22 protein-coding genes are annotated in these 21,053 nt (G+C 68.7%); 9 read left to right on the forward strand and 13 right to left on the reverse strand.

The annotated features are described in order from the left end of the window. Positions 1-31: 31 nt before the first annotated feature. Positions 32-1,267 (reverse strand): aminotransferase class V-fold PLP-dependent enzyme, encoded by a 1,236-nt coding sequence (locus tag RN51_RS00110; RefSeq protein ID WP_045262019.1) that lies wholly within the window; start codon positions 1,265-1,267, stop codon positions 32-34. Between the two features lie 165 nt (positions 1,268-1,432). Between RN51_RS00110 and RN51_RS00115 the strand changes: the two genes are divergently transcribed. Next, positions 1,433-2,110: a FadR/GntR family transcriptional regulator gene (locus RN51_RS00115; protein WP_045262020.1), complete on the forward strand. Its 678-nt coding sequence runs from the start codon at positions 1,433-1,435 to the stop codon at positions 2,108-2,110. A gap of 127 nt (positions 2,111-2,237) precedes the next feature. On the opposite strand, the gene RN51_RS00120 is transcribed toward RN51_RS00115, so the two are convergent. Genes RN51_RS00120 through RN51_RS00140 form a run of 5 tightly spaced genes read right to left on the reverse strand, consistent with a single transcriptional unit; the run spans position 2,238 to position 6,074 of the window. Next, positions 2,238-2,753 (reverse strand): glycine cleavage system protein R, encoded by a 516-nt coding sequence (locus RN51_RS00120; RefSeq protein WP_045262021.1) that lies wholly within the window; start codon positions 2,751-2,753, stop codon positions 2,238-2,240. A 23-nt stretch (positions 2,754-2,776) separates the two neighbouring features. Then, positions 2,777-3,835: a PLP-dependent cysteine synthase family protein gene (locus tag RN51_RS00125; RefSeq protein ID WP_045262022.1), complete on the reverse strand. Its 1,059-nt coding sequence runs from the start codon at positions 3,833-3,835 to the stop codon at positions 2,777-2,779. A 21-nt stretch (positions 3,836-3,856) separates the two neighbouring features. After that, complete coding sequence (locus RN51_RS00130) at positions 3,857-4,669, reverse strand: GntR family transcriptional regulator (protein ID WP_045262023.1); 813 nt, start codon at positions 4,667-4,669, stop codon at positions 3,857-3,859. Then, entirely contained in the window at positions 4,669-5,073 is a 405-nt protein-coding gene (rbsD, locus tag RN51_RS00135) for a D-ribose pyranase (RefSeq protein ID WP_045262024.1), read from the reverse strand. The genes RN51_RS00130 and rbsD overlap by 1 nt, the downstream gene beginning before the upstream one ends. Positions 5,074-5,111: 38 nt before the next feature. Further along, complete coding sequence (locus tag RN51_RS00140) at positions 5,112-6,074, reverse strand: ribokinase (protein ID WP_045262025.1); 963 nt, start codon at positions 6,072-6,074, stop codon at positions 5,112-5,114. Between the two features lie 118 nt (positions 6,075-6,192). Between RN51_RS00140 and RN51_RS00145 the strand changes: the two genes are divergently transcribed. Next, positions 6,193-6,855: a transaldolase family protein gene (locus RN51_RS00145; RefSeq protein ID WP_052674513.1), complete on the forward strand. Its 663-nt coding sequence runs from the start codon at positions 6,193-6,195 to the stop codon at positions 6,853-6,855. 18 nt (positions 6,856-6,873) lie between these two features. Here the strand turns inward: RN51_RS00145 and RN51_RS00150 are convergent, their stop codons facing one another. Continuing rightward, entirely contained in the window at positions 6,874-7,551 is a 678-nt protein-coding gene (locus RN51_RS00150; RefSeq protein ID WP_045262026.1) for a FadR/GntR family transcriptional regulator, read from the reverse strand. A gap of 47 nt (positions 7,552-7,598) precedes the next feature. Here RN51_RS00150 and RN51_RS00155 point away from each other — a divergent pair, with 47 nt between their 5' ends. Beyond that, complete coding sequence (locus RN51_RS00155; RefSeq protein ID WP_045262027.1) at positions 7,599-8,510, forward strand: amidohydrolase family protein; 912 nt, start codon at positions 7,599-7,601, stop codon at positions 8,508-8,510. On the opposite strand, the gene RN51_RS00160 is transcribed toward RN51_RS00155, so the two are convergent. Then, positions 8,486-9,349 (reverse strand): SDR family NAD(P)-dependent oxidoreductase, encoded by an 864-nt coding sequence (locus RN51_RS00160; RefSeq protein ID WP_231579161.1) that lies wholly within the window; start codon positions 9,347-9,349, stop codon positions 8,486-8,488. The genes RN51_RS00155 and RN51_RS00160 overlap by 25 nt on opposite strands. Next, entirely contained in the window at positions 9,331-10,191 is an 861-nt protein-coding gene (locus RN51_RS00165) for a fumarylacetoacetate hydrolase family protein (RefSeq protein WP_045262028.1), read from the reverse strand. Before RN51_RS00165 ends, RN51_RS00160 begins: the two co-directional genes overlap by 19 nt. A gap of 123 nt (positions 10,192-10,314) precedes the next feature. Here RN51_RS00165 and RN51_RS00170 point away from each other — a divergent pair, with 123 nt between their 5' ends. Both RN51_RS00170 and RN51_RS00175 read left to right on the forward strand, forming a co-directional pair. Beyond that, complete coding sequence (locus RN51_RS00170; protein WP_045262029.1) at positions 10,315-11,610, forward strand: L-fuconate dehydratase; 1,296 nt, start codon at positions 10,315-10,317, stop codon at positions 11,608-11,610. Then, the gene (locus RN51_RS00175; protein ID WP_045262030.1) at positions 11,597-12,580 is read left to right on the forward strand and encodes an aldo/keto reductase; all 984 of its coding nucleotides are present in this window, start codon (positions 11,597-11,599) and stop codon (positions 12,578-12,580) included. The genes RN51_RS00170 and RN51_RS00175 overlap by 14 nt, the downstream gene beginning before the upstream one ends. Before the next feature lie 83 nt (positions 12,581-12,663). Here RN51_RS00175 and RN51_RS00180 read toward each other — a convergent pair whose 3' ends face one another. Then, positions 12,664-13,674 (reverse strand): LacI family DNA-binding transcriptional regulator, encoded by a 1,011-nt coding sequence (locus tag RN51_RS00180; RefSeq protein WP_045262031.1) that lies wholly within the window; start codon positions 13,672-13,674, stop codon positions 12,664-12,666. Positions 13,675-13,869: 195 nt separating this feature from the next. On the opposite strand from RN51_RS00180, the gene RN51_RS00185 reads away from it, so the two are divergent. The 4 genes from RN51_RS00185 (at position 13,870) to RN51_RS00200 (ending at position 18,624) form a co-directional block, all read left to right on the forward strand. After that, positions 13,870-14,739, forward strand: a complete 870-nt coding sequence (locus RN51_RS00185) for a sugar phosphate isomerase/epimerase family protein (protein ID WP_045262032.1) — start codon at positions 13,870-13,872, stop codon at positions 14,737-14,739. Positions 14,740-14,927: 188 nt separating this feature from the next. After that, positions 14,928-16,430, forward strand: coding sequence for a sugar ABC transporter ATP-binding protein (locus RN51_RS00190; protein ID WP_045262037.1), 1,503 nt, complete (start codon positions 14,928-14,930; stop codon positions 16,428-16,430). Then, positions 16,430-17,464 carry an ABC transporter permease gene (locus RN51_RS00195; protein ID WP_197073145.1) on the forward strand — a complete coding sequence of 345 codons (1,035 nt, stop codon included), beginning with the start codon at positions 16,430-16,432 and terminating at the stop codon, positions 17,462-17,464. Before RN51_RS00190 ends, RN51_RS00195 begins: the two co-directional genes overlap by 1 nt. A gap of 158 nt (positions 17,465-17,622) precedes the next feature. Continuing rightward, positions 17,623-18,624: an ABC transporter substrate-binding protein gene (locus tag RN51_RS00200; RefSeq protein WP_045262033.1), complete on the forward strand. Its 1,002-nt coding sequence runs from the start codon at positions 17,623-17,625 to the stop codon at positions 18,622-18,624. 94 nt (positions 18,625-18,718) lie between these two features. On the opposite strand, the gene RN51_RS00205 is transcribed toward RN51_RS00200, so the two are convergent. The 3 genes from RN51_RS00205 to RN51_RS00215 all read right to left on the reverse strand — a co-directional run bounded on the left by RN51_RS00205 (position 18,719) and on the right by RN51_RS00215 (position 21,020). Next, positions 18,719-19,015, reverse strand: coding sequence for a putative quinol monooxygenase (locus tag RN51_RS00205; protein WP_231579162.1), 297 nt, complete (start codon positions 19,013-19,015; stop codon positions 18,719-18,721). A 74-nt stretch (positions 19,016-19,089) separates the two neighbouring features. Beyond that, a complete protein-coding gene (locus RN51_RS00210; RefSeq protein ID WP_045262034.1) occupies positions 19,090-20,061 on the reverse strand; it encodes a phosphotriesterase family protein in 972 nt (323 codons plus the stop codon). Continuing rightward, positions 20,061-21,020 (reverse strand): shikimate dehydrogenase family protein, encoded by a 960-nt coding sequence (locus RN51_RS00215; protein WP_082066164.1) that lies wholly within the window; start codon positions 21,018-21,020, stop codon positions 20,061-20,063. The genes RN51_RS00210 and RN51_RS00215 overlap by 1 nt, the downstream gene beginning before the upstream one ends. Positions 21,021-21,053 lie beyond the last annotated feature (33 nt).

Below are 21,053 nucleotides of genomic sequence, written 5' to 3' on the forward strand. Positions count from 1 at the left end.
GTGGTGCGGTCGGGTGGATGGACGGGGTCGGTCAGGGAAGGACGAGGGAGTCGGCGGAGTGGATGCCGGCGCGACGGAGGATCTGCGGGATGCAGCGTTCGACGAAGGCCTCGTAGTCGGATTCCTCGTTGTAGAGGTGTGCGGACAGCCGGAAGTAGCCGACGCCGCGGAAGCTCGTGAACGCCGTCTCGACACCGACCTCGTCGAGCAGGTCCATCCGGAGCGCGTCGGCTTCCTCTCTCGTCGCGCCCAGGCCGAGCGGGAGGCGCACGAGGCGCATCGACGGTACGGGGGAGGGGAGCGGAGTGAGGGGGTCCTCGTCGCTGTACGGACGCAGGGCCTCGGCGATCAGCTCGGCTCCGGCGTCGGCGATCTCCGCCATCGCCGTGCGAGCCGCGGCCCATCCGAACTCGTTCTCGATGAAGTCGATCGCGGTCGGGGTGGCCAGGTAGGTCGTGGCGTCGATCGTGCCCTGGGTGTCGAAGCGGGAGGGGTACGGCTCGCGCGCGGCCCAGGAGTCGATCAGCGGCCAGAGCTCGTCGCGGTCGGGCGCCGTCGTGACCAGCAGGGCAGAGCCGCGCGGTGCGCAGGGCCACTTGTGCATGTTGCCGAACCACCAGTCCCCGCCGGCGACAGCGGCCGCGTCGGGGACCAGACCGGGGGCGTGAGCGCCGTCGACGAGCGTGCGCACGCCGTGTTCGGCTGCCATGTCCGCGATGCGACGGGTGGGCAGGAGGCGAGCGGTCGGCGAGGTGATCTGGTCGACGACGAGCAGTCGGGTGCGCGGGGTGAGCTCGTCGGCGAAGAGCTGCACGATCTCATCGTCATCGGCCAGCAGAGGCAGGGCTACCGTGCGGACGGAGGCGCCGAAGCGTCGGGCGAGGCGCTCCGCGCCCATGGTGATGGCGCCGTAGCCCTGGTCGGTCACGAGGATCTCGTCGCCGTCGTCGAGCTGCAGGGCGTTGAAGACGACGGTGGCCGCGGCGGAGGCGTTGGGGACGAACACGCTGTCCTCTGCGCGCGCTCCGACGAACGGGGCCGTCCTCTCGCGGGCCTCCTGTACGCGCTCCGCGATGCGCGGGAACCACTCGACAGGGCTGAGGTCGGCGCGGCGGCGCAGGGCGTCCTGGTGGGCGACGACCACCGACGGGACCGCCCCGAAAGACCCGTGGTTCAGGTGGACCACGGACGGGTCGAGGGGCCAGGCGTCGCTCGCTCGCATGCCGGAGGTCAGCGTGAGCGGTGCGGGGAACAGCGGTGCGGGCATCGGTCCTCATCGGTGAGTTCGGGCGAGTTGTTGCACAACTTTGCCACAGGGCTGCCAATTCCGCTACAAAACTCTGGTTGTGAAACATACTTGTCATACGAGTTTGTCGAAGCGAGAGCTTCCGACAGACTTCACGAAGAGCGGCGGACTGTCTGGAGGACGACGATGAGCGCACTCGACACAGCGCTGCACGGGTTGCGGGCCCTGATCGCGGACGGTGCGCTGCGGCCGGGCGACCGCCTTCCCAGCGAGGGGGAGCTCTGCGAGACCCTCGGTGTCTCGCGCGGATCCCTGCGCGAGGCGATCCGCACCCTCGCCGCCCTCGGGGTGCTCGAGACACGGCACGGATCGGGCAGTTACGTCAGCGAGCTGCGCGCCGCCGACCTCATCGGGAGCCTGTCTCTCACCGTCGGGCTGCTGCCGATGGCAGGAGTGCTCGAACTCACCGAGCTGCGTCGTGTGCTCGAACCGCACGCCGCCGCGCTCGCCGCCGCGCGCATCGACGACGAGACGGTGGAGTCGCTCGACCGCGTGCTCGACGAGATCGAGGCGACCACCGACTTCGAGGCGCAGTCACGGCTCGACCACGAGTTCCACATGGCGATCTCCGGGGTTGCAGGAAACGAGGCGCTCACCAGCCTGATCGACGTGCTCCGCTCGCGCTCCCGGGCGTATCGCATCTCCGACCCCGAGGATGCGGCCGAGCTCAAGATACATTCCGATGCCGGGCACCGTGCGATCCTGCGCGGCCTGGCCGCGGCGGATCCGGTTGCTGCGAGTGCTGCGGCCTCCGCGCACGTGGCGTACACGGAGTACTGGGTGCGGAAGTACTCCGGGCTCTGACGGGCTCCCTGACACCCACCGTCGAAACCCATCGTTGTCGCCCAGACCCACGCTCAGCGGCAGCTTTCACCGTGGGTCTCGGCGGTGACCGTGGGTCTCGGGGCCGGCGGGGAGGGGCGGGGAGACCTCAGCCGAGGGTGATGTCGACCTGGATCTCGGCGGCGATGCGCTCGAGGTCGGTGCGCAGGGCATCGAGGTCGACGTCGGCCGGGACCTTCGCGGTGACCGACGCCTCGAACAGGCGCCCGCCCGCCATCGCAGCATCGCGCGTCTCGGTGGCGAGCTCCTCGATGCTCAGGGCGTGGGCGTTCAGCACCCCGGAGACCTCGCGTACGATGCCGGGGCGGTCGTTGCCGAGCACCTGGATCTCCAGCACCCGATCATCGGCGGCAGCTGCGTCCGGGCTCCCGGTGAGCACGGCGAGGGTGAGTAGCCCCTGCCCCTGCAGACCGCGCAGGGCGCTCGTCAACTCGGCCTCCTTGTCGTCGGCGACCGAGACCTCGATCACTCCGGCGAACGTGCCGGCGAGCTCGGCCAGCGAGCTGTTCTCCCAGTTGCCGCCGTGCGCGTCGACGACATCGGCGACGGCGGCCACGAGGCCAGGACGGTCTGCACCCGCGACGGTGAGGATCAGAGTAGTCATGCGGCCAGCGTAGCCCGCAGCCTTCACTCGTCCCAGACGCCGGACTCCAGGAACCGCTCCAGAAGGGCGCGGTGCGGGGCGAGGTCCCACCCTTGAGCCGCGACCCACTCGTCGGAGTAGTAGGTGTTGGCGTAGCGGACTCCGCTGTCGCAGATCAGGGTCACGACGCTGCCGGTCTGGCCCGCGGCTCGCATCCGCGCGATGAGCTGGAACGCGCCGTAGAGGTTCGTGCCCGTCGACCCGCCCGCCCAGTGCAGGGTGCGTTCGCGCAGCAGGCGGATGGCGGCGATGGACCCTGCATCGGGGACCTGGATCATCTCGTCGATCACGGTGGGCACGAACGACGCCTCGACGCGCGGACGGCCGATCCCCTCGATGCGGCTCGGGCGACCGGTCGGCGGGTCCACCGTGCCGGCCCAGCCGTCATAGAAGGCCGAGCCCTCGGGGTCGACGACCGCGACCTTGGTGTCGTGCATCCGGTACTTCACGTAGCGGCCGAACGTGGCGCTGGTTCCTCCCGTTCCCGCACCCGTGACGATCCAGGTGGGGATGGGATGCCGCTCCTGCGAGAGCTGGCTGAACACGCTCTCGGCGATGTTGTTGTTGCCGCGCCAGTCGGTCGCGCGCTCCGCGAATGTGAACTGGTCGAGGTAGTGGCCGGTGCAGTCCGATGCGAGGCGCTGCGCCTCGGGCGACATGTCCTCCGCGCGGTCGACGAAGTGGCAGGTGCCGCCGTAGAACTCGATGAGGTCGATCTTCTCCTGCACCGTCGAACGCGGCACGACCGTGATGAAGGTCAGGCCCAGCATCCGGGCGAAGTACGCCTCGGAGACCGCGGTCGAACCACTCGACGATTCCACGAGCGTGGTGTCTTCGCGGATGCGTCCGTTCACCAGCCCGTAGAGGATGAGCGACCGCGCGAGGCGGTGCTTGAGGGATCCCGTCGGGTGCACCGACTCGTCCTTGAGGTACAGGTCGATGCCCCATTCGGGCGGCAGCGGGAACAGGTGCAGGTGCGTGTCGGCGCTGCGGTTGGCGTCGGCTTCCAGCAGGGCGATCGCGGTGCTGGTCCAGTCGCTCATGCCCTCGAGACTACCGGGCCGTCAGCCGACCGTTCCGGCGGGAGAGGCGCCGCCATCGCCGTCGACATGCAGCAGCGAGGCCTGCGACTGCTCCTGCCGCAGCTGGAACTCGAAGCGCGACCGGTCGCCGCGGTGATACGCGATGAAGTACTCGATCGGCGCGCCGTCGGCACTGCGGCTGATGCTGCGCAGACGCAGCAGGGCCGAGCCGGCGCTGACACCCAGATGCTGCGCCTGCTCGTGCGTGGCCACGGTCGCCTCCGCGGAGCGCACGCCGTGCGTCGCGACGATGTCGTTGTCGGCGAGCAGCCGGTACAGCGACGCCTCGGTCAGGTCGGCCCCGAGCGTCACGGATCCCACGGCGTCGGGCATCCAGGTCGTCGAGAGCGACCACGGCTCGCCGTCGACGTAGCGCAGACGCTCCAGGACGACGACGGGGGAGCCGACGGGCACCTCCAAAGCGAGCGCGACCTCCTCGTCGGCGGTCGTCCGCTCGTGCCGCAGCACATCGCTGTGCACGTGCCCACCGCGGCGCTCGACGTCGTCGTACAGGCCGACGAGGGTGTGCACCAGGCTCTCGCTCGTGCGGGGCCGGGAGACGAAGGTGCCCTTGCCCTTCACGCGCTCGACCAGGCCCTCGTGTTCGAGCTGGGCGAGCGCTTGACGCACCACGGTGCGCGAGATGCCGTAGCGCTCGCACAGACGGTGTTCGCCGGGGAGCGGATCGCCGGGCTGCAGGCCGTCACGGGCGATGCCGTCGATGATCAGCTGGCGCAGCTGGTCGTACATCGGCGCGGCGGAATGGCGATCGATCGCGTCGTCGACGATGGCCATCAGTACGCCACCCCCGCGTGCAGGATCACGTTCGCGTACGGGGTGAACTCGCCGGAGCGCACGAAGGCACGCGCGCCCTGGCTGAGCTTCTTGAAGTCGACGTGCGGGATGAGCTCGATCTCGAAGTCCTCCCCGGAGAACCGCTCCCGCAGGGCCTGGAGCACCTCGGGGCTCTGCTCCGCCACTTCGGCCGAGACGGTAACGCCCTCGACCACCAGCTCGGCGAGCACGGTGTCGAGCACGTCGAGGAAGGCCGGAGCTCCCGGGCGATACGCCAGGTCGATGCGCTCGGAGCCGGGAGGGATGGGCAGGCCGGCGTCGGTGACGACGATCAGGTCGGTGTGCCCTGTCTCGCTGATCACCCGCGAGAGCGCGGGGTTGATCGTGGTGTCGGTCTTGCGCATGTGTCTCCTCGGTTCTCCGGATGCTGAGATCGCTGATTTCAGCTCGCGACGGATGCGGCGGTGCGCTCGGCCAGGAACGCCTCGACCTCCGCGCGGTGGGGAAGGCTCGGCGATGCCCCCTGTTTCGTGACCGTGAGCGCGCCGGCTGCCGTGGCCAGACGCACGGCGTCCTCCAGGCTGCTCCCGTTGGCGAGCGCTGCACCGAGATAGCCCGCGTAGGCGTCTCCCGCTGCGGTCGTGTCGACCGCGTCGACCGGGAACGGCGGGATCACGGCGGCGCCGTCCGCCGTCACGACGCACGACCCCTGACCCGCGAGTGTGATGACAGCGGCGCCGACCCCTTGATCGAGGAACCATCGGCCCGCGCGCTCGGCGGATTCCGCATCCATCACCTCGATGCCGCTGATCAGCGTCGCCTCGGTCTCGTTGGGGGTGACGATGTCGATGCTCCGCCAGATCTCGGCATCGAGCTCGGCGGCAGGGGCGGGATCCAGGATGACCGTCATGCCGTGTTCGCGCCCCCGTGCGGTGATGTGCGCGGTGAGTGCGGAGGGCGTCTCAAGCTGCGTGAGCAGCACCGAGGTCGTGGGGGCGAGAGCCGCGAGCGCCTCGTCGATCTGCGCGGCACTCAGGGCGGCGTTGGCCAGCGGCACCATCACGATGTCGTTCTGCGCTGAGGAGTCGACGCGGATGTGCGCCACACCGGTCGGGCCGGGGACCGTGCGGAGGTGTGCCAGGTCGACCCCGGCGGACGTCAGCCCGTCGACGACGAGATCGTGGAAGAGGTCGTCTCCGACGCAGCCGACGAAGCTCGTCCGCGCCCCGGAGCGTCCGGCGGCGACGGCCTGGTTTGCGCCCTTGCCACCCAGCATGAGGGTGAACTCGTCGCCGAGGATCGTCTCGCCCCTGGCGGGGAGGCGGCCGGAGAAGGTGGTGACGTCGGCCGTGACGCTTCCGACGATCACGACGCCGGTGCGATCGTGGGGGTGTGCGGGGGTCATCTCGCTCCTGATCTTCTTCGACGGCAGGCACAGCCGACGCTTTGACAGACCGCGGTGGCCGTCATTACATTAGCCGAATCCGCACCTGTAACGACAGATTGTCCGCGAGGAGACCCCGATGAACCCGATCGCGCCACGCCTGTACGTCGACAGCGCCGACGTCGACCGAGTCTCCCGCCTGCTCGCCGCCGGCGTGGTGCACGGCGTCACCACGAACCCGACCATCCTCGAGCGCGGCGGTCGCACCGCAGCCGACATCCCCGAGCTCTACGCCCGCTGGGCGGCGGAGGGCGCGCGCGAGATCTTCTTCCAGACGTGGGGAGGCGACACGGACTCGTTCCTGCGCAATGCCGAGGGCATCCGCGCGCTGGGTGACCGCGTAGCCGTGAAGGTCCCCGCGACCGCTGCCGGATTCGCCGCGGCATCGGCCCTGGTGCGCGACGGCGCGACCGTGCTCGTCACCGCGGTGTACTCGGTCGCACAGGCCCTCGCGTGCGCGTCGATCGGGGCGCAGTACATCGCTCCCTACCTCGGCCGGATGCGCGATGCCGGCCTCGACGGCGATCACACGATCGCCCGGATGCAGGAGGTGTGCGCGGGCAGCGGCTCGAACGTGCTCGCCGCCTCGCTGCGGTCGGCAGACGACATCACCGGGCTGCGTCTGGCCGGAGTGCCGTACTTCACCGCCGCGCCCGACGTGCTCGACCAGGTGCTCTTCCACGAGGTGAGCGACAGCTCGGCGACGGAGTTCGACGCCGCGATGGTGCGCCTCGGCGCCTGAGCGACGCTCCGGAGCGGATCAGTTCGCCGCGGCCTGACGCAGCCAGCGCTCGACGCCGGCGATGTGCGCCGTGGCGAGCGAGGTCGCGAGGGCGGAGTCGTGCTGCGCGATCGCGTCGGCGATGGCCCGGTGCTCCGACAGGGTGCGCTCGACCGCGCCTCCCTCGGTGAGGCCGCGCCAGACGCGCGCGCGCACGGTCTGACTGCTCAGGTGCTCGATCAGGCTTGCGAGGTATGCGTTGCCGGACATCGCGACGATCTCGCGGTGGAAGCGGATGTCGTGGTCGACGAGGGCCTCGATCGTCACGGCCGCATCGACCGAGTCGACTTCGCCCCGCAGCTCGGAGATCTGCTCCTCCGTGCCGAGCGTGGCCGCCAGACCCGTCGCCTGCGACTCCAGCATCCGCCGCACCGCGAAGATCTCGAGCATCGAATCGTCGTCGTGCATGTCGACGACGAACGAGATCGCCTCCAGCAGCAGATGCGGTTCGAGGCTCGTCACATAGGTGCCGTCGCCGCGTCGCACGTCGAGCACTCGGATGACCTCGAGTGCCTTGACCGCCTCTCGCATCGAGTTCCGCGAGAGACCCAGTCGCTCGGACAGCTCCTTCTCCGGGGGAAGCCGATCGCCGGGGGAGAGTTCGCCCGCCACGATCATCGCCTTGATCTTCTCGATCGCCTCGTCGGTGACTGCCATGGCGTCATCCTAGCGATTGATCGGATGTCTCCGGCAGGATGGGAGCCATGCGTGTTCTCGATTCACATCTGCACCTCTGGGATCCGGAGGCCCTGACCTACACGTGGCTCGACGGGCCGCTCTCAGGACGTTTCGCCGGGGCGGAGCTGGAGCGTGCCCGTGTGGCGCGTGCGGAGACCGAGCGGTCGATCTTCGTACAGGCGGAGACCGTCGAAGACGACTTCTTCGACGAGGTGCGCTGGGTCGCGGAACTCGCCCCGGCCGCGGGTGTCGTCGGGATCGTGGCGGGCATCCGCATGGATCGGGGCACCGACACGGTCGTGCATCTGGACGGCCTCGCCGCCGAACCTCTCGTCGTGGGAGTGCGTCATCTCCTGCAAGGCGGCCCGGACGGACTGGCCGTCTCGGCGGACTTCGTGACCGGCGCGCGAGAGCTGGCTGCGCGCGAGCTGACCTTCGACGCTTGCGTCCGCGCCGAACAGCTGCCAGAGGTCGCGCGCCTCGCCGCTGCCGTCCCCGAGCTGCGGATCGTGCTCGACCACCTCGGCAAGCCGGCTGTGGGCACGGGCGCCGCGCCGCTGGCGCCGTCGGTGGAATGGGTGCGCGACCTGACCGAGGTGGCGCGCCACCCGAACACGTTCTGCAAACTCTCCGGCCTGCAGGCGGAGGCGGGCGGAGACTGGACCGCGGAGCAGATCGTGCCGTTCCTCGACGTGGCCGCCGATGCCTTCGGCGTCGAGCGTCTGATGTGGGGGAGCGACTGGCCGGTGTCGGCGATCGGCCCGGCCGAGTCAGACGGTGTGCACGCCCCCGAGGGCGAGGAGGCGGCGTACCAGCCCACCGCGCGCTCGCGCGGGGCTGAGGTCGTCATGGCATGGGCTGAGTCGCGCGGTCACGATCTGGACGCCCTGTTCTGGCGTAACGCCGAGCAGTTCTACGGGGTCGACACCTCGGCCTGAGACTTTCGAATCGCGCAACTGGTCCGATCCGAGGTGCGGATGGAACCAGGTGCGCGATTCGAAAGCGGGGGAGGCTGCTCCGCGCGCAGGCGCAGCTGGGCCATGCCGCCGTCGACCTCGATGAAGGTTCCGGTGGTCGAGCCGGCCGCGGGGCTCACGAGATAGGCGACCGCGGCGGCTACCTCGTCGGGGCTGACCAGGCGTCCGTGCGGCTGGCGCGCTTCGAGGGCCGCGCGCTCTGCGGCGGGGTCTGTGGCCGAGTCGAGAAGTCGCCCGACCCACGGGGTGTCGGCGGTGCCGGGATTGACCGCGTTCACACGGATGCCTTCGCGCAGGTGATCGGCCGCCATCGCACGGGTGAGGGCGGAGACGGCACCCTTCGATGCGCTGTAGAGCGCGCGCTGCGGCAGGCCGGTGGTCGAGGCGATCGATGCCGTGTTGCAGACCGCGGCCGCCGGCGACTTCCGCAGCCAGGGAAGGGCGGCGGACGTGACGCGGGCGATGCCGGTCACGTTGACCGAGAGCACCCGTGCCCACTCGTCGTCGTCGTTCGCGGCGATGTCTCCCTGCGCACCGATCCCGGCGTTGTTCACGACGATGTCGATGCGTCCGAACTTCTCGGCCACGGCGCTCACCGCTGCGTCGACGCTCGCGCGGTCGGAGACGTCGGCCGTGAAGGCGGCGAAAGCGGGGTCGGCGGCGGAGGTGTCGCGGTCGAGCACCGCGATCGTCGCTCCATCGGCGTGCAGGCGCTGGGCGATGGCCGCCCCGATGCCGGATGCTCCACCGGTGACGATCGCCACCAGTCCGTTCAATGCGCTCACTTCTGGGCCTCCCATGCCACGAACTCCTGTCGCTGACGACCGAGGCCGTCGATCTCGATCTCGACCACGTCGCCCGCGGCCAGGTAGGGGTACTTGCCCGAGAGCGCGACGCCCTGCGGGGTGCCGGTGAGGATCAGGTCGCCGGGCTCGAGCGTCACGTACTGCGACAGGTGGTGCACGATGTGCTCGACCGTGAAGATCATGTCGCTCGTGTTCGAGTCCTGGCGCGGCTCGCCGTTCACGAAGCTGCGGAGGCCGAGCGCCTGGTGGTCGACCTCGTCGGGGGTGACCAGCCACGGGCCGGTCGGGTTGAAGCCGGCGGCGATCTTGCCCTTCGACCACTGCCCGCCGGAGACCGCCATCTGGAAGTCGCGCTCCGACACGTCGTTCGCGGCGACGAAGCCGGCGACGTGCGCCATCGACTCCTCCGGGCTGTCGAGGTACGCGGTGCGCGTGCCGATCACGATGCCGAGCTCGACCTCCCAGTCGGTCTTCTCGCTGCCGCGGGGGATGGTCACGGCGTCGTTCGGGCCGACCACCGTGTTCGGCGTCTTGAGGAACAGGATCGGGATGGTGGGCGGTTCGGAGCCGGACTCCGCCGCGTGGGCTGCGTAGTTCATGCCGATGCAGATCACGGCGCTGGGCCGCGCGATCGGGGCGCCGATGCGCAGGGAGGCGGCGTCCGCGAGCTCGGGGAGCTCTCCGGCATCGCGGGCGGCGGTGACGCGGGCGACGAAGTCGCTCTCGAGGAAGGCTCCGTCCACATCGGATGTTACGGGACGGAGGTCGAGGTATCGGTCGCCCTCCACGAGGACGGGGATCTCATTCCCGGGGGTGCCGAGCCGCGCGAACTTCATGTTTCTCCTGATCGGTCGGGAGGCCGCGACGAGGCGGCCGGTCTCGTTGACAGTATAGACATCGGATGTTTACACTCCAAGAGATCCGCACGGAGAAATCACCCGTGCATGGAGAGGAATCCCGTGAGCCGTATCGTCGCCCTCGACACCACCGACATCCGCTTCCCCACGTCTCTGAGCCTGGACGGGTCGGATGCGATGAACCCCGACCCCGACTACTCGGCCGCCTACGTCATCGTGCGCACCGACGCCGGCGACGACATCGAGGGGCACGCCTTCGTCTTCACGATCGGCCGCGGCAACGATGTGCAGGTCGCCGCGATCGATGCGCTCGCCGGACACCTGGTCGGACGTGAGATCGAGCCGCTGCTCGACGACATGGGTGGCACCTTCCGGGACATCATCGGCGATTCGCAGCTGCGCTGGCTGGGGCCGGAGAAGGGTGTCATGCACATGGCCATCGGCGCGGTCGTCAACGCGCTGTGGGACATCAAGGCCAAGCGCGCCGGTCTGCCGCTCTGGCAGCTGCTCGCCCGGATGACGCCGGAGGAGCTCGTCGACCTCGTCGACTTCCGGTACCTCACCAACGCCCTCACCCGCGAGGAGGCGCTGGAGATCCTGCGCGCCGCAGAGCCCGGTCGGGCCGAGCGGGAGCAGCAGCTGCTCGCCACCGGCTACCCGGGTTACACGACCAGCCCCGGGTGGCTCGGCTACTCCGATGAGAAGCTCGAACGCCTCGCCCGCGAGGCCATGGCCGACGGCTTCACGCAGATCAAGCTCAAGGTCGGTGCCGACCTCGACGACGACATCCGCCGCTTCCGCAAGGCGCGCGAGGTGTGCGGCCCGGACTTCCCCATCGCGATCGACGCGAACCAGCGCTGGGAGGTGTCCGAGGCGATCGAGTGGGTGAACGCGCTCGCCGAGTTCCACCCCGCCTGGATCGAGGAGCCCACGAGCCCCGATGACGTGCTGGGTCACGCCGAGATCGCCCGCGGCGTCGCGCCCATCCGCGTCGCCACCGGTGAGCACGCGCAGAACCGCGTCATCTTCAAGCAGCTCCTGCAGGCCGACGCCATCTCGGTCATGCAGATCGACGCCGTGCGGGTGGCCGGAGTGAACGAGAACATCGCCAACCTGCTGCTCGCCGCCAAGTTCGGGGTGCCGGTCTGCCCGCATGCCGGCGGTGTCGGCCTGTGCGAGGCCGTGCAGCACCTGTCGATGTTCGACTTCATCGCCGTCACCGGCACGCGCGAGGGCCGGATGATCGAGTTCGTCGACCACCTGCACGAGCACTTCGTCGTACCGACCGACATCCAGGGCGGCTCGTACATGGCTCCCACCGCGCCGGGCACGGGCATGGAGATGAAGGCCGGGAGCATCGCCGAGTACACCTGGACGGGCGCACATGTCGGCGTCTGACAGCGGGATCGTGCCTGACCGTCTGACCGTCCCGACTCTCGGCTACGGCGCCGCGAACGTCGGCAACCTCTTCCGTGAGCTGTCCGACGACGATGCGTGGGCGGTGCTGGACGCGGCGTGGGAGAGCGGCATCCGCTTCTACGACACTGCTCCGCACTACGGCCTCGGGCTCTCCGAGCGTCGCCTGGGTGCCTTCCTGCAGACCAAGCCGCGAGACGAGTACGTGCTCTCGACCAAGGTCGGCCGGCTGCTGCGCCCGAACCCCGACCACGCCGGCGGCCTCGACACCGCGAACGACTTCCACGTGCCGGACGACCTCCAGCGCGTGTGGGACTTCTCGGCGGACGGCATCCGGACGAGCCTGGAGGAGTCCCGCGAACGTCTCGGCATCGAGCGCATCGACCTGCTCTATCTGCACGACCCGGAGCGGCACGACCTCGACCTCGCGCTCGCCGAAGCCCTTCCTGCCCTGGAGCAGCTGCGCGCGGACGGTGAGGTGACCGCGATCGGCATCGGCTCGATGGTCACGGAGGCTCTGGCAGCGTCCGTGCGCTCGGCCGACCTCGACCTCGTGATGGTGGCCGGCCGATACACGCTGCTGGAGCAGCCCGCCGCCGTCGACGTGCTGCCCGCGTGCCGGGAGACCGGGACGGGGATCGTCGCGGCGTCGGTGTTCAACTCCGGACTCCTCGCCGCGAACGAGCCGCGACGGGACGGGCGGTACGAGTATGGACAGCTCCCCGACGAGCTGTGGGATCGGCTGGTGCGCATCGCCGCGGTGTGTGCGGATCACGACGTGCCACTGCCCGCCGCCGCGATCCAGTTCCCGCTGCAGTCCGACGTCGTGCGCTCGGTCGTGGTGGGCGGGAGTCGCCCGGCGCAGCTGCAGCAGAACGCGGAGTACGCCGCCCTCGACATCCCGGCGTCGCTGTGGCAGAACCTGGCCGCCGAAGGCCTCATCCCCGCCTGATCGCCGTTCGCGACGCAGGAAGCATGCGCGGAACTCCGGCGCTCCGGTGCGTCGTCAGCGCTGGCGGCACCGACTCTCCTGCGTCAGGAACCGGTCCGGCCTCGGGTGGAGTCGCGCACGATGAGCTCCGCGGGGAACGGCGTGGTCGCCGGCGGTGGAGCTGTGGGGTCGGCGAGCTGCTGCAGGAGCGCGGCACCGGCGGCGCGGCCGATCTCATAGCCGGGCTGACGCACGCTCGTGAGCGGCACCACGCCCTGATGCGCCTGGGCGACGTCGTCGAACCCGATGAGCGCGATCTCCTCCGGCACGCGGATGCCGTGGCGCAGCAGCTGGGTGAGCACGCCGAGAGCCACCATGTCGTTCGCGGCGAACACGGCGTCGGGCCGCTCCGCCGCCGGCAGGGCGATGATCCTCGCGCCTGCCTCCAGCCCGTCCTCCGTCGCCAGATGCGGCACCTCGACCGTCGCCACAGTCGCCCGGGTGCCGGCGACGGCCTCACGGAGTCCGGCGAGACGATCGTTCGACTGGCTCACCGCCGGGTTGCCGAGGAACAGGATGCGTCGTCGCCCGAGCTCGACGAGGTGCTCGCCCGCGAGGCGACCGCCGGCACGGTCGTCGAACAGCACGGACGCGACCTTCGTGCTGTCGGGGATCGGCCCCACCACGACGGAGCGGATGCCGCGTTCCGCGAGTGCTTCCAGACGCGGCACCACGTCGCCGAGCGGGTAGATGACGATGCCCTGCACCCGGTGCGCCTCGAACATGTCGAGGTTGCGTCGCTCCTGTGTCTCGTCGCGGTCGCTGTTGCTGAAGAACAGCGACCACCCGCCCTCGCGCGCCACGTCCTCGACCCCGCGCGAGAGGTCGTGGAAGTACGGCAGCCAGGCGTCGAGGAGGATCAGCGCGAGTGCCTTGCTCGACCCCGCGCGCAACTGCCGAGCCGACTCGTTGGGCACGAACCCGAGCTGTTCGATCGCCGCCCGCACCCGTTCCCGGCTCGCGGCACCGAGCACATGCGGGTGGTTGAGGTAGTTCGAGACGGTGGAGGAGGAGACTCCGGCGAGAGCGGCGACGTCCTTGACGCTCGCGGGCATAGGGCTCCTTCGTCGAGCCGCGTCGGTCGAGGTGTCTGACCGTGTCGGCGGCATCAGGATATCGGAGGAGTTGCAACGTGCCAAGAAAGTTCTTGACACCGCTGCGGCGGTCGACGTAGCGTGACTCGCACGCCGACTTGCAACGTGCCAAGTCGGGAACGGCGATGGTGCCGCACACCCGCTGGGAGAGGTCTCATGAACATCGGCTGCCACGGACTCGTCTGGACGGGGGACTTCGATGCCGACGGCATCCGTCTGGCTGTGCGCAAGACCAAGGAGGCGGGCTTCGACCTCATCGAGTTCCCGCTGATGGACCCGTTCTCGTTCGATGTCTCCGTCGCGAAGGACGCTCTGGAGGAATGCGACCTCGCTGTCAGCGCATCGCTCGGTCTGTCCGAGGCGACCGATGTCACGAGCTCCGACCCCGCCGTCGTCGCGGCCGGCGAGGCCCTTCTGATCAAGGCCGTCGACGTGCTCGCGGATCTCGGCGGGCAGCACTTCTGCGGTGTGATCTACAGCGCCATGAAGAAGTACATGGAACCGGCGACCCCTGAGGGCCTCGCGAGCAGCCGAGCCGTGATCGCTCGCGTCGCCGACCATGCCGCCGAGCGCGGGGTGTCGGTATCGCTCGAGGTCGTGAACCGCTACGAGACGAACGTGCTCAACACCGCGCGGCAGGCGCTGGCGTACGTGGCCGAGGTCGACCGGCCGAACCTCGGGATCCACATCGACACGTACCACATGAACATCGAGGAGTCGGATATGTTCGCGCCCGTGCTCGATGCCGCTCCCGCTCTGCGCTACGTGCACATCGGCGAGAGCCACCGCGGATACCTGGGCACCGGCACCGTCGACTTCGACACGTTCTTCAAGGCGCTCGGCCGCGTCGGATACGACGGCCCGATCGTGTTCGAGTCGTTCTCCTCGGCGGTCGTCGCTCCCGACCTCAGCCGCATGCTCGGCATCTGGCGGAACCTGTGGAACGACAACGTCGAGCTCGGTGCCCACGCGAACGCGTACATCCGGGACAAGCTCGTCGCGGTCGAGTCGATCCGCCTGCACTGAGGCGGTCCGGGCTGGTGCGGGAACAGAATGATCAAGATGTCATTACAGGTCTTCCCAAGCCAGCCGCCGTTAGATACATTTAGATACAACTTGCACTGACCCGGGTGCAGGACGCAGAATTGATCCGATGTTTACGACGGAATGACCCGTTGTCGTCGGAGCAGACCTTCAAGGAAGCAGGTGAGCGCATGAGTGGACCCATCCTCCGGGTCGAGGGGATCAGCAAAGGATTCCCCGGCGTGCAGGCGCTGAAGGATGTGCACCTCGAGGTGCACGCCGGCGAGGTGCTCGTGCTCGTGGGTGAGAACGGCGCGGGAAAGTCGACGCTGATGAAGATCCTCTCGGGGATCTACACCAAGGACGAGGGGACCATCACGTTCGAGGGTCAGGAGGTCGAACTCACCAGCCCCCTCCAGGCGCAGGAGCTCGGCATCACGATCATCCATCAGGAGCTCAACCTGATGCCCGATCTCACCGTGGCGCAGAACATCTACGTAGGGCGTGAGCCGACCACGGGCCCGTTCCTGTCGGAGCGCAAGCTCAACGCGCAGACCGCGGACCTGCTCCAGCGTCTCGACATCCACCTGAACCCGCGGCAGCTCGTCGGTGAGCTCACCGTGGCCGAGCAGCAGATGGTCGAGATCGCCAAGGCCCTGTCGTTCAACGCCAAGGTGCTCATCATGGACGAGCCCACCTCGGCCCTCACCGACACCGAGGTCGAGACGCTGTTCGTGCTGATCGAGCAGCTCAAGGCGCGTGGCACCGGGATCGTCTACATCTCGCACCGCATGGACGAGCTGCGTCGGCTGGCCGATCGAGTGACCGTCCTCCGCGACGGCACATACATCGGATCACTCGACCGATCCGAGATCACCATCCCGACGATCATCGAGATGATGGTCGGACGCGTGATCGACGAGGGGACGCGCCCTCAGGCACGCGAGCACACGAACGACCCGATCGTCCTCGATGTGCAGGGACTGTCGACCAAGGGCCTGCTGAAAGACGTGTCCTTCCAGCTGCACAAGGGCGAGATCCTCGGCTTCGCCGGACTCATGGGCGCAGGACGCACCGAGACGGCGAGAGCCGTGATCGGCGCCGACCACCGCGACGGCGGCACCATCGCGATCGACGGTCGCGCGGTGAAGATCGCCCAACCGGCAGACGCCGTGCAGCACGGCGTCGGATACCTCTCCGAGGACCGCAAACTCCTCGGGCTGATGCTCGAGCAGGACGTGACGTTCAACACCGTGCTGGCCTCGCTCGGCTCCTACGCCAACGCGATCGGCTGGATGGGCGACAGCAAGGCCAAGAACCGCACCAAGGAGTACGTGCAGCAGCTGCGGGTGAAGACCCCCTCGGTCAACCAGGTGGTCAAGCTCCTCTCGGGAGGCAACCAGCAGAAGGTCGTCATCGCCCGGTGGCTGATGCGCGACTGCGACATCCTCATCTTCGACGAACCGACGCGAGGCATCGACGTCGGCGCGAAGGAGGAGATCTACCGCCTCATGCAGCAGCTCGCTGATGCAGGCAAATCCATCATCGTCATCTCATCCGAGCTCCCGGAGATCCTCCGCGTGGCGAACCGCATCGCGGTCTTCGCCAACGGTCGCATCACCGGGACGCTCCGCAACGAGGAAGCAAGCCAGGAGAAGATCATGCAACTCGCAGCCCACGGGGAGGAAGACTGATGAGCAGCCCGCAGCAGTCCGGATCGTCGACGACGACGATCATCCAGACCGCCGTGAACGAGAACACGGACAAGAGGGACATCGGCGCGTTCCTGAAGCGTCAGTTCCAGCAGTCGCTGGCGTTCGGCACGCTCATCGTGCTGATCATCTTCTTCTCGATCGCCAGCCCGAACTTCTTCACCTTCAGCAACATCGCCACCGTGCTGCTGTCGACGGCGGTCATCGGCATCCTCGCCCTCGGCACCACCTTCGTCATCATCACCGGCGGCATCGACCTGTCGATCGGCACCGGCATGGCGCTGTGCGCCGTGATGACCGGCGTGCTCATCACCAACATGGGGCTTCCGGTGTGGGTCGGTGTGATCGGCGGCATCGCGACCGGTGTGCTGATGGGGCTCGTGAACGGTGTGAACATCACGTTCCTGCGACTGCCTCCGTTCATCGCCACCCTCGCGATGATGATGATCGCCGGCGGCCTCGCCCTCGTCATCTCGAACGTCGCGCCGATCTACTTCTCCACCTCGGCTCCCGATTTCAAGAAGATCGCCCTCGGCGTGATCATCCCCGGAATCCCGAATGCCGTGCTGGTGACGGCTGTCCTCGCGATCATCGCGTACCTGGTGCTGTCGAAGACGCTGCTGGGACGGTACACGTTCGCGATCGGCTCGAACGAGGAGGCCACGCGCCTCTCCGGCGTCAACACCCGTCGCTGGACGATCCTGATCTACATGTTCGCCGGCGCCTTCACGGGAGTCGCGGGCATCGTCATCGCCTCGAGGCTCGACTCGGCGCAGCCGCAGATCGGCACCGGATACGAGCTGCAGGCGATCGCCGCGGTCATCATCGGCGGAACCTCGCTGCTGGGCGGACGCGGATCCATCCTCGGCACCGTGATCGGAGCGCTCATCATGAGCGTGCTGGTGAACGGCCTGCGCATCATGTCGATCCAGCCCGAGTGGCAGAACATCGTCGTCGGCGTGGTCGTGCTGCTCGCGGTGTTCCTCGACTCGCTGCGCAACCGACAGCGCACCTGAGACCTGGGCGGCGGCGAAAACCCGTGCCCGCCGTCGTCCTCCGGCCCCGGCCGACACCCCGCGGAGACATCCGCACAGGCACCTGGAATGTCCACAGCGCCGGCTCGTCCGGCATCCACACAGAACAAACCGAGTCGTACCCAAACAATGGAGTTTTCATGAAATTCGGGAAGAAGACCGCACTCGTGGCCCTGGTGGCCGCATCCGCACTGGTGTTCGCCGGCTGTGCCGGCGGTGGCGGCGACGTGATCGACGAGGGCTCGAGCAGCGGAGGCAGCAACGACGGCGAGATGTACATCGCCATGGTCTCGAAGGGCTTCCAGCACCAGTTCTGGCAGGCCGTCAAGAAGGGAGCGGAGGACAAGGCGAAGGAGCTCGGCGTGAAGATCACGTTCGAGGGTCCTGCCGCCGAGACGGAGATCGCGCAGCAGCTCGAGATGCTGACCGCCGCGATCGACAAGAACCCCGACGCCATCGCCTACGCCGCCCTCGACCCCGAGGCGTGCGTCGCCCCGCTCGAGCAGGCCAAGGCGAAGGACATCCCCGTCGTCTACTTCGACGCTCCCTGCAACGGTGACGTCGGACTCAGCCTGTCGGCCACCGACAGCAAGGTCGCCGGTGCGCTCGCCGCCGAGCACATGGCCGACCTGATCGGTGGCGAGGGCGAGGTCGCCATCGTCGGCCACTCGCAGATCAACTCGACCGGTGTCGAGCGTCGCGACGGTTTCGTCGACAAGATCGAGGCGGACTACCCCGACATCAAGATCGTCGACATCCAGTACGGCGACGGAGACCACCTGAAGTCGGCCGACATCGCCAAGACCCTGATCGCCGCCCACCCCGACCTCAAGGGCATCTACGGCACCAACGAGGGCTCCGCCATCGGTGTCGTGAACGCCGTCAACGAGCTGGGCCTCGACAAGGGCAAGATCACGATCGTCGGGTTCGACTCCGGCGCGGCGCAGATCAACGCCATCAAGGACGGCACCATGGCCGGCGCCATCACGCAGGACCCGATCGGCATCGGTGCGCAGGTCGTGCAGGCCGCGTACGACGCCGCAAACGGCAAGACCGTCGAGAAGTTCTACGACACCGGTTCGTACTGGTACGACAAGAGCAACATCGACGACTCCAAGATCGCGGCCGTGCTCTACGAGTGACACTGCGACGCTGAAGAAGCCCCTCACCTTCGGGTGGGGGGCTTCTTCGTTTCCGGGTGGGTGCGTGTGCGGCGTGGAAGCCGCGTTCGGGTGGTCAGATCCGACGGAGGAGGGTGAGCTGCGACGAAGGCTCGACGATGAGCTCCTGCAGGGCGGCGTTGAAGGGGACACCGGCGGGGGCGGAGAGATGGGCGTGGAAGGCCGCCTCATCGCGGTAGACCTCGTACACGAAGAAGCGATCGGGGTCGTCGATGAGCCGGGACGCGTCGAAGACGAGGTTGCCCTCCTCGGCGCGCACGACCTCGGCGAACGCACGCAGCAGGGTGGCCACCATGTCCCCGGTGCCTGGCCGTGCGGTGAAGGTGGCGTGCAGGACGGTCGGCTCTGACACGGTGTCTCCTCGGGGCTGTCGGATGCGGATGTGGATGCCCATGTGCATGCTCTTGTTCCGGCCCATGCTCAAGTTCAGGTGGAGAGCGTCAGCAGTCGGGCCGGTGTGGTCGCGAGCATCCGGTGCACGTTCTCGTCGCCGATCGCGTCGCGCAGGCGGGGGAGGTAGCGCTCGCTGAGGTAGGCGAGTCCCGGCATGCCGCCGTAGGCGATGTACCGCGTGCGGCGAGCCACGTCGCCACCGAGCACGATCCTGTCCCCGGCGCCGCGCTCCACGACAGCGACCGTCAGGGCGAGCAGCTCGGCGTCGGAGCGGGTGCGGGGTCGTGCGAAGCCGTCGTAGCCGAGGTGGGCTCCGCGTTCCGCGAGGGAGACGTGCAGGCCGGGATCCGGGTCGCGGTCGGCGTGTGCGAGCACGACGCGGTCGGCCGGGACCCCCTCGGCCCCGAGCAGGTCGAGCACCTCGTGAGCCGCTGTGCCGAACTCCAGGTGCACCATGACCGGAGCCCCCGTCGCGCGGTGCGCCTCGGCCACGGCGATCAGCGTGGTGCGCTCGAACGGGCTGATGCGCCAGTAGTCGGCGCCGCCCTTGAGTATCCCAGCGCGAACGGGGTCGCCGTCGGGCGCTGTCGCGAGGGGTACCTCGGGGGTCTCGAAGAGGTCCGGGTCGGCGGCGGGCATGCCGCGGGTGATGTCGGCGATGAAGAGGGCGGCCAGACGGTCTGCTGTCCACACCTGCATCGGATGGTCTGCACCGTAGTGGGCTTCGCGGTGCCGGCCGGTCGTCGCGACGATGTGCAGTCCGGTCGACGCACTGATCCGCGCCAGGGCCGAGGCGTCGCGGCCGATACCGAAGGGGGTGGCATCCACCATCGCCTCGAATCCGCTCGCCTGCAGCAGAGCCGCCTCTTCGCCCGAGGCCTTCTCATCGTCGAGCTCGTCGCCCGGGAGCAGCGGCGACACCTGGAACAGGTGCTCGTGATAGTCCACGCGCCCGAGCAGTGCCGGCGCGATGTCCCCGAGCACGGTGCGGACGACGGCGGACATCAGCGCACCGACTCCGCGGCCTCGGCGAGTCGCTCGACGGTCTCGGGTGTGAGATCGAGTTCGAACACGTCGGCGACGACCTGCGACCAGCCGTGGATGAAATAGCGCCAGCCGTCGACCACGTGCAGGTCGCGCACCGTGGCTTGCGCTTCGGCCTGGTGGAGGAACTCGAGCGAGCCGCGGTAGTTGAACTCCCACGCGTAGGCGCCATCGGGGAACACCACCGCGTCGGTCAGAGGAGAACCGGGGCGATCCTTCCCGAGTCCCGTCGCATTGGCGATCACGGAGCCGGCGGGCGCGGCCGCGACGAGGGCGTCGGCTTCTTCCGGCGTCTCGGTGACGACGTACTCGATCAGCCCCTCGCGGGTGCCGTGCTGACGGTGCACCTCGCGCAGGTGGTCGAGCTTGTCCTGCGTGCGGGCGGTCACGGTGATCCTCGACGGGGCGTCGGCGCGTTCGGCGAGGGCCCAGCTGAGAGCGGTGCCCGAGCCCCCGGCCCCGAGGATCACGACCGCAGCCCCCGTGCGGGTGAAGTGGTCGGCGGGCAGGAAGTCGTTGAGCGCGAGATCGACCGTGATCGGGTCCTTGGCCCTCCCCGACAGCACCCGTCCCCGTTTGGAGATGCTGGAGATCTCGGAGCACGACACGGCGAACGGGTCGAGCTCGTCGAACAGGTCGGAGGCGGCGGCGTACACGTTCATCTTGTGCGTGGTCACCAGGGCCCCGCGGTGGTGGGGGTCATCGCGGATCTGCTCGACCATCGCGCGATACTGCGCGGCGTCGGCATCCATCGGTAGGTCGTGCCCGACCAGGGTGCGGGTCGGCAGGCCGAGGATGTCGGCCCAGAGCGGGAAGACCTTCATGATCGACGACGAGGCGGTGGTCACCCCGACGAAGCCCATGTAGTCGGCGGAGGCGGTGCCGGATGCGGCGGTTACGGTGTCGGCGGCGGTGGTCATCGGGTCTCCTCGGGGGCGGGGATCGGCACGGGG

Origin of the sequence: Microbacterium oxydans, from assembly GCF_000956405.1 — a bacterium.
Lineage (GTDB): Bacteria > Actinomycetota > Actinomycetes > Actinomycetales > Microbacteriaceae > Microbacterium > Microbacterium oxydans_C.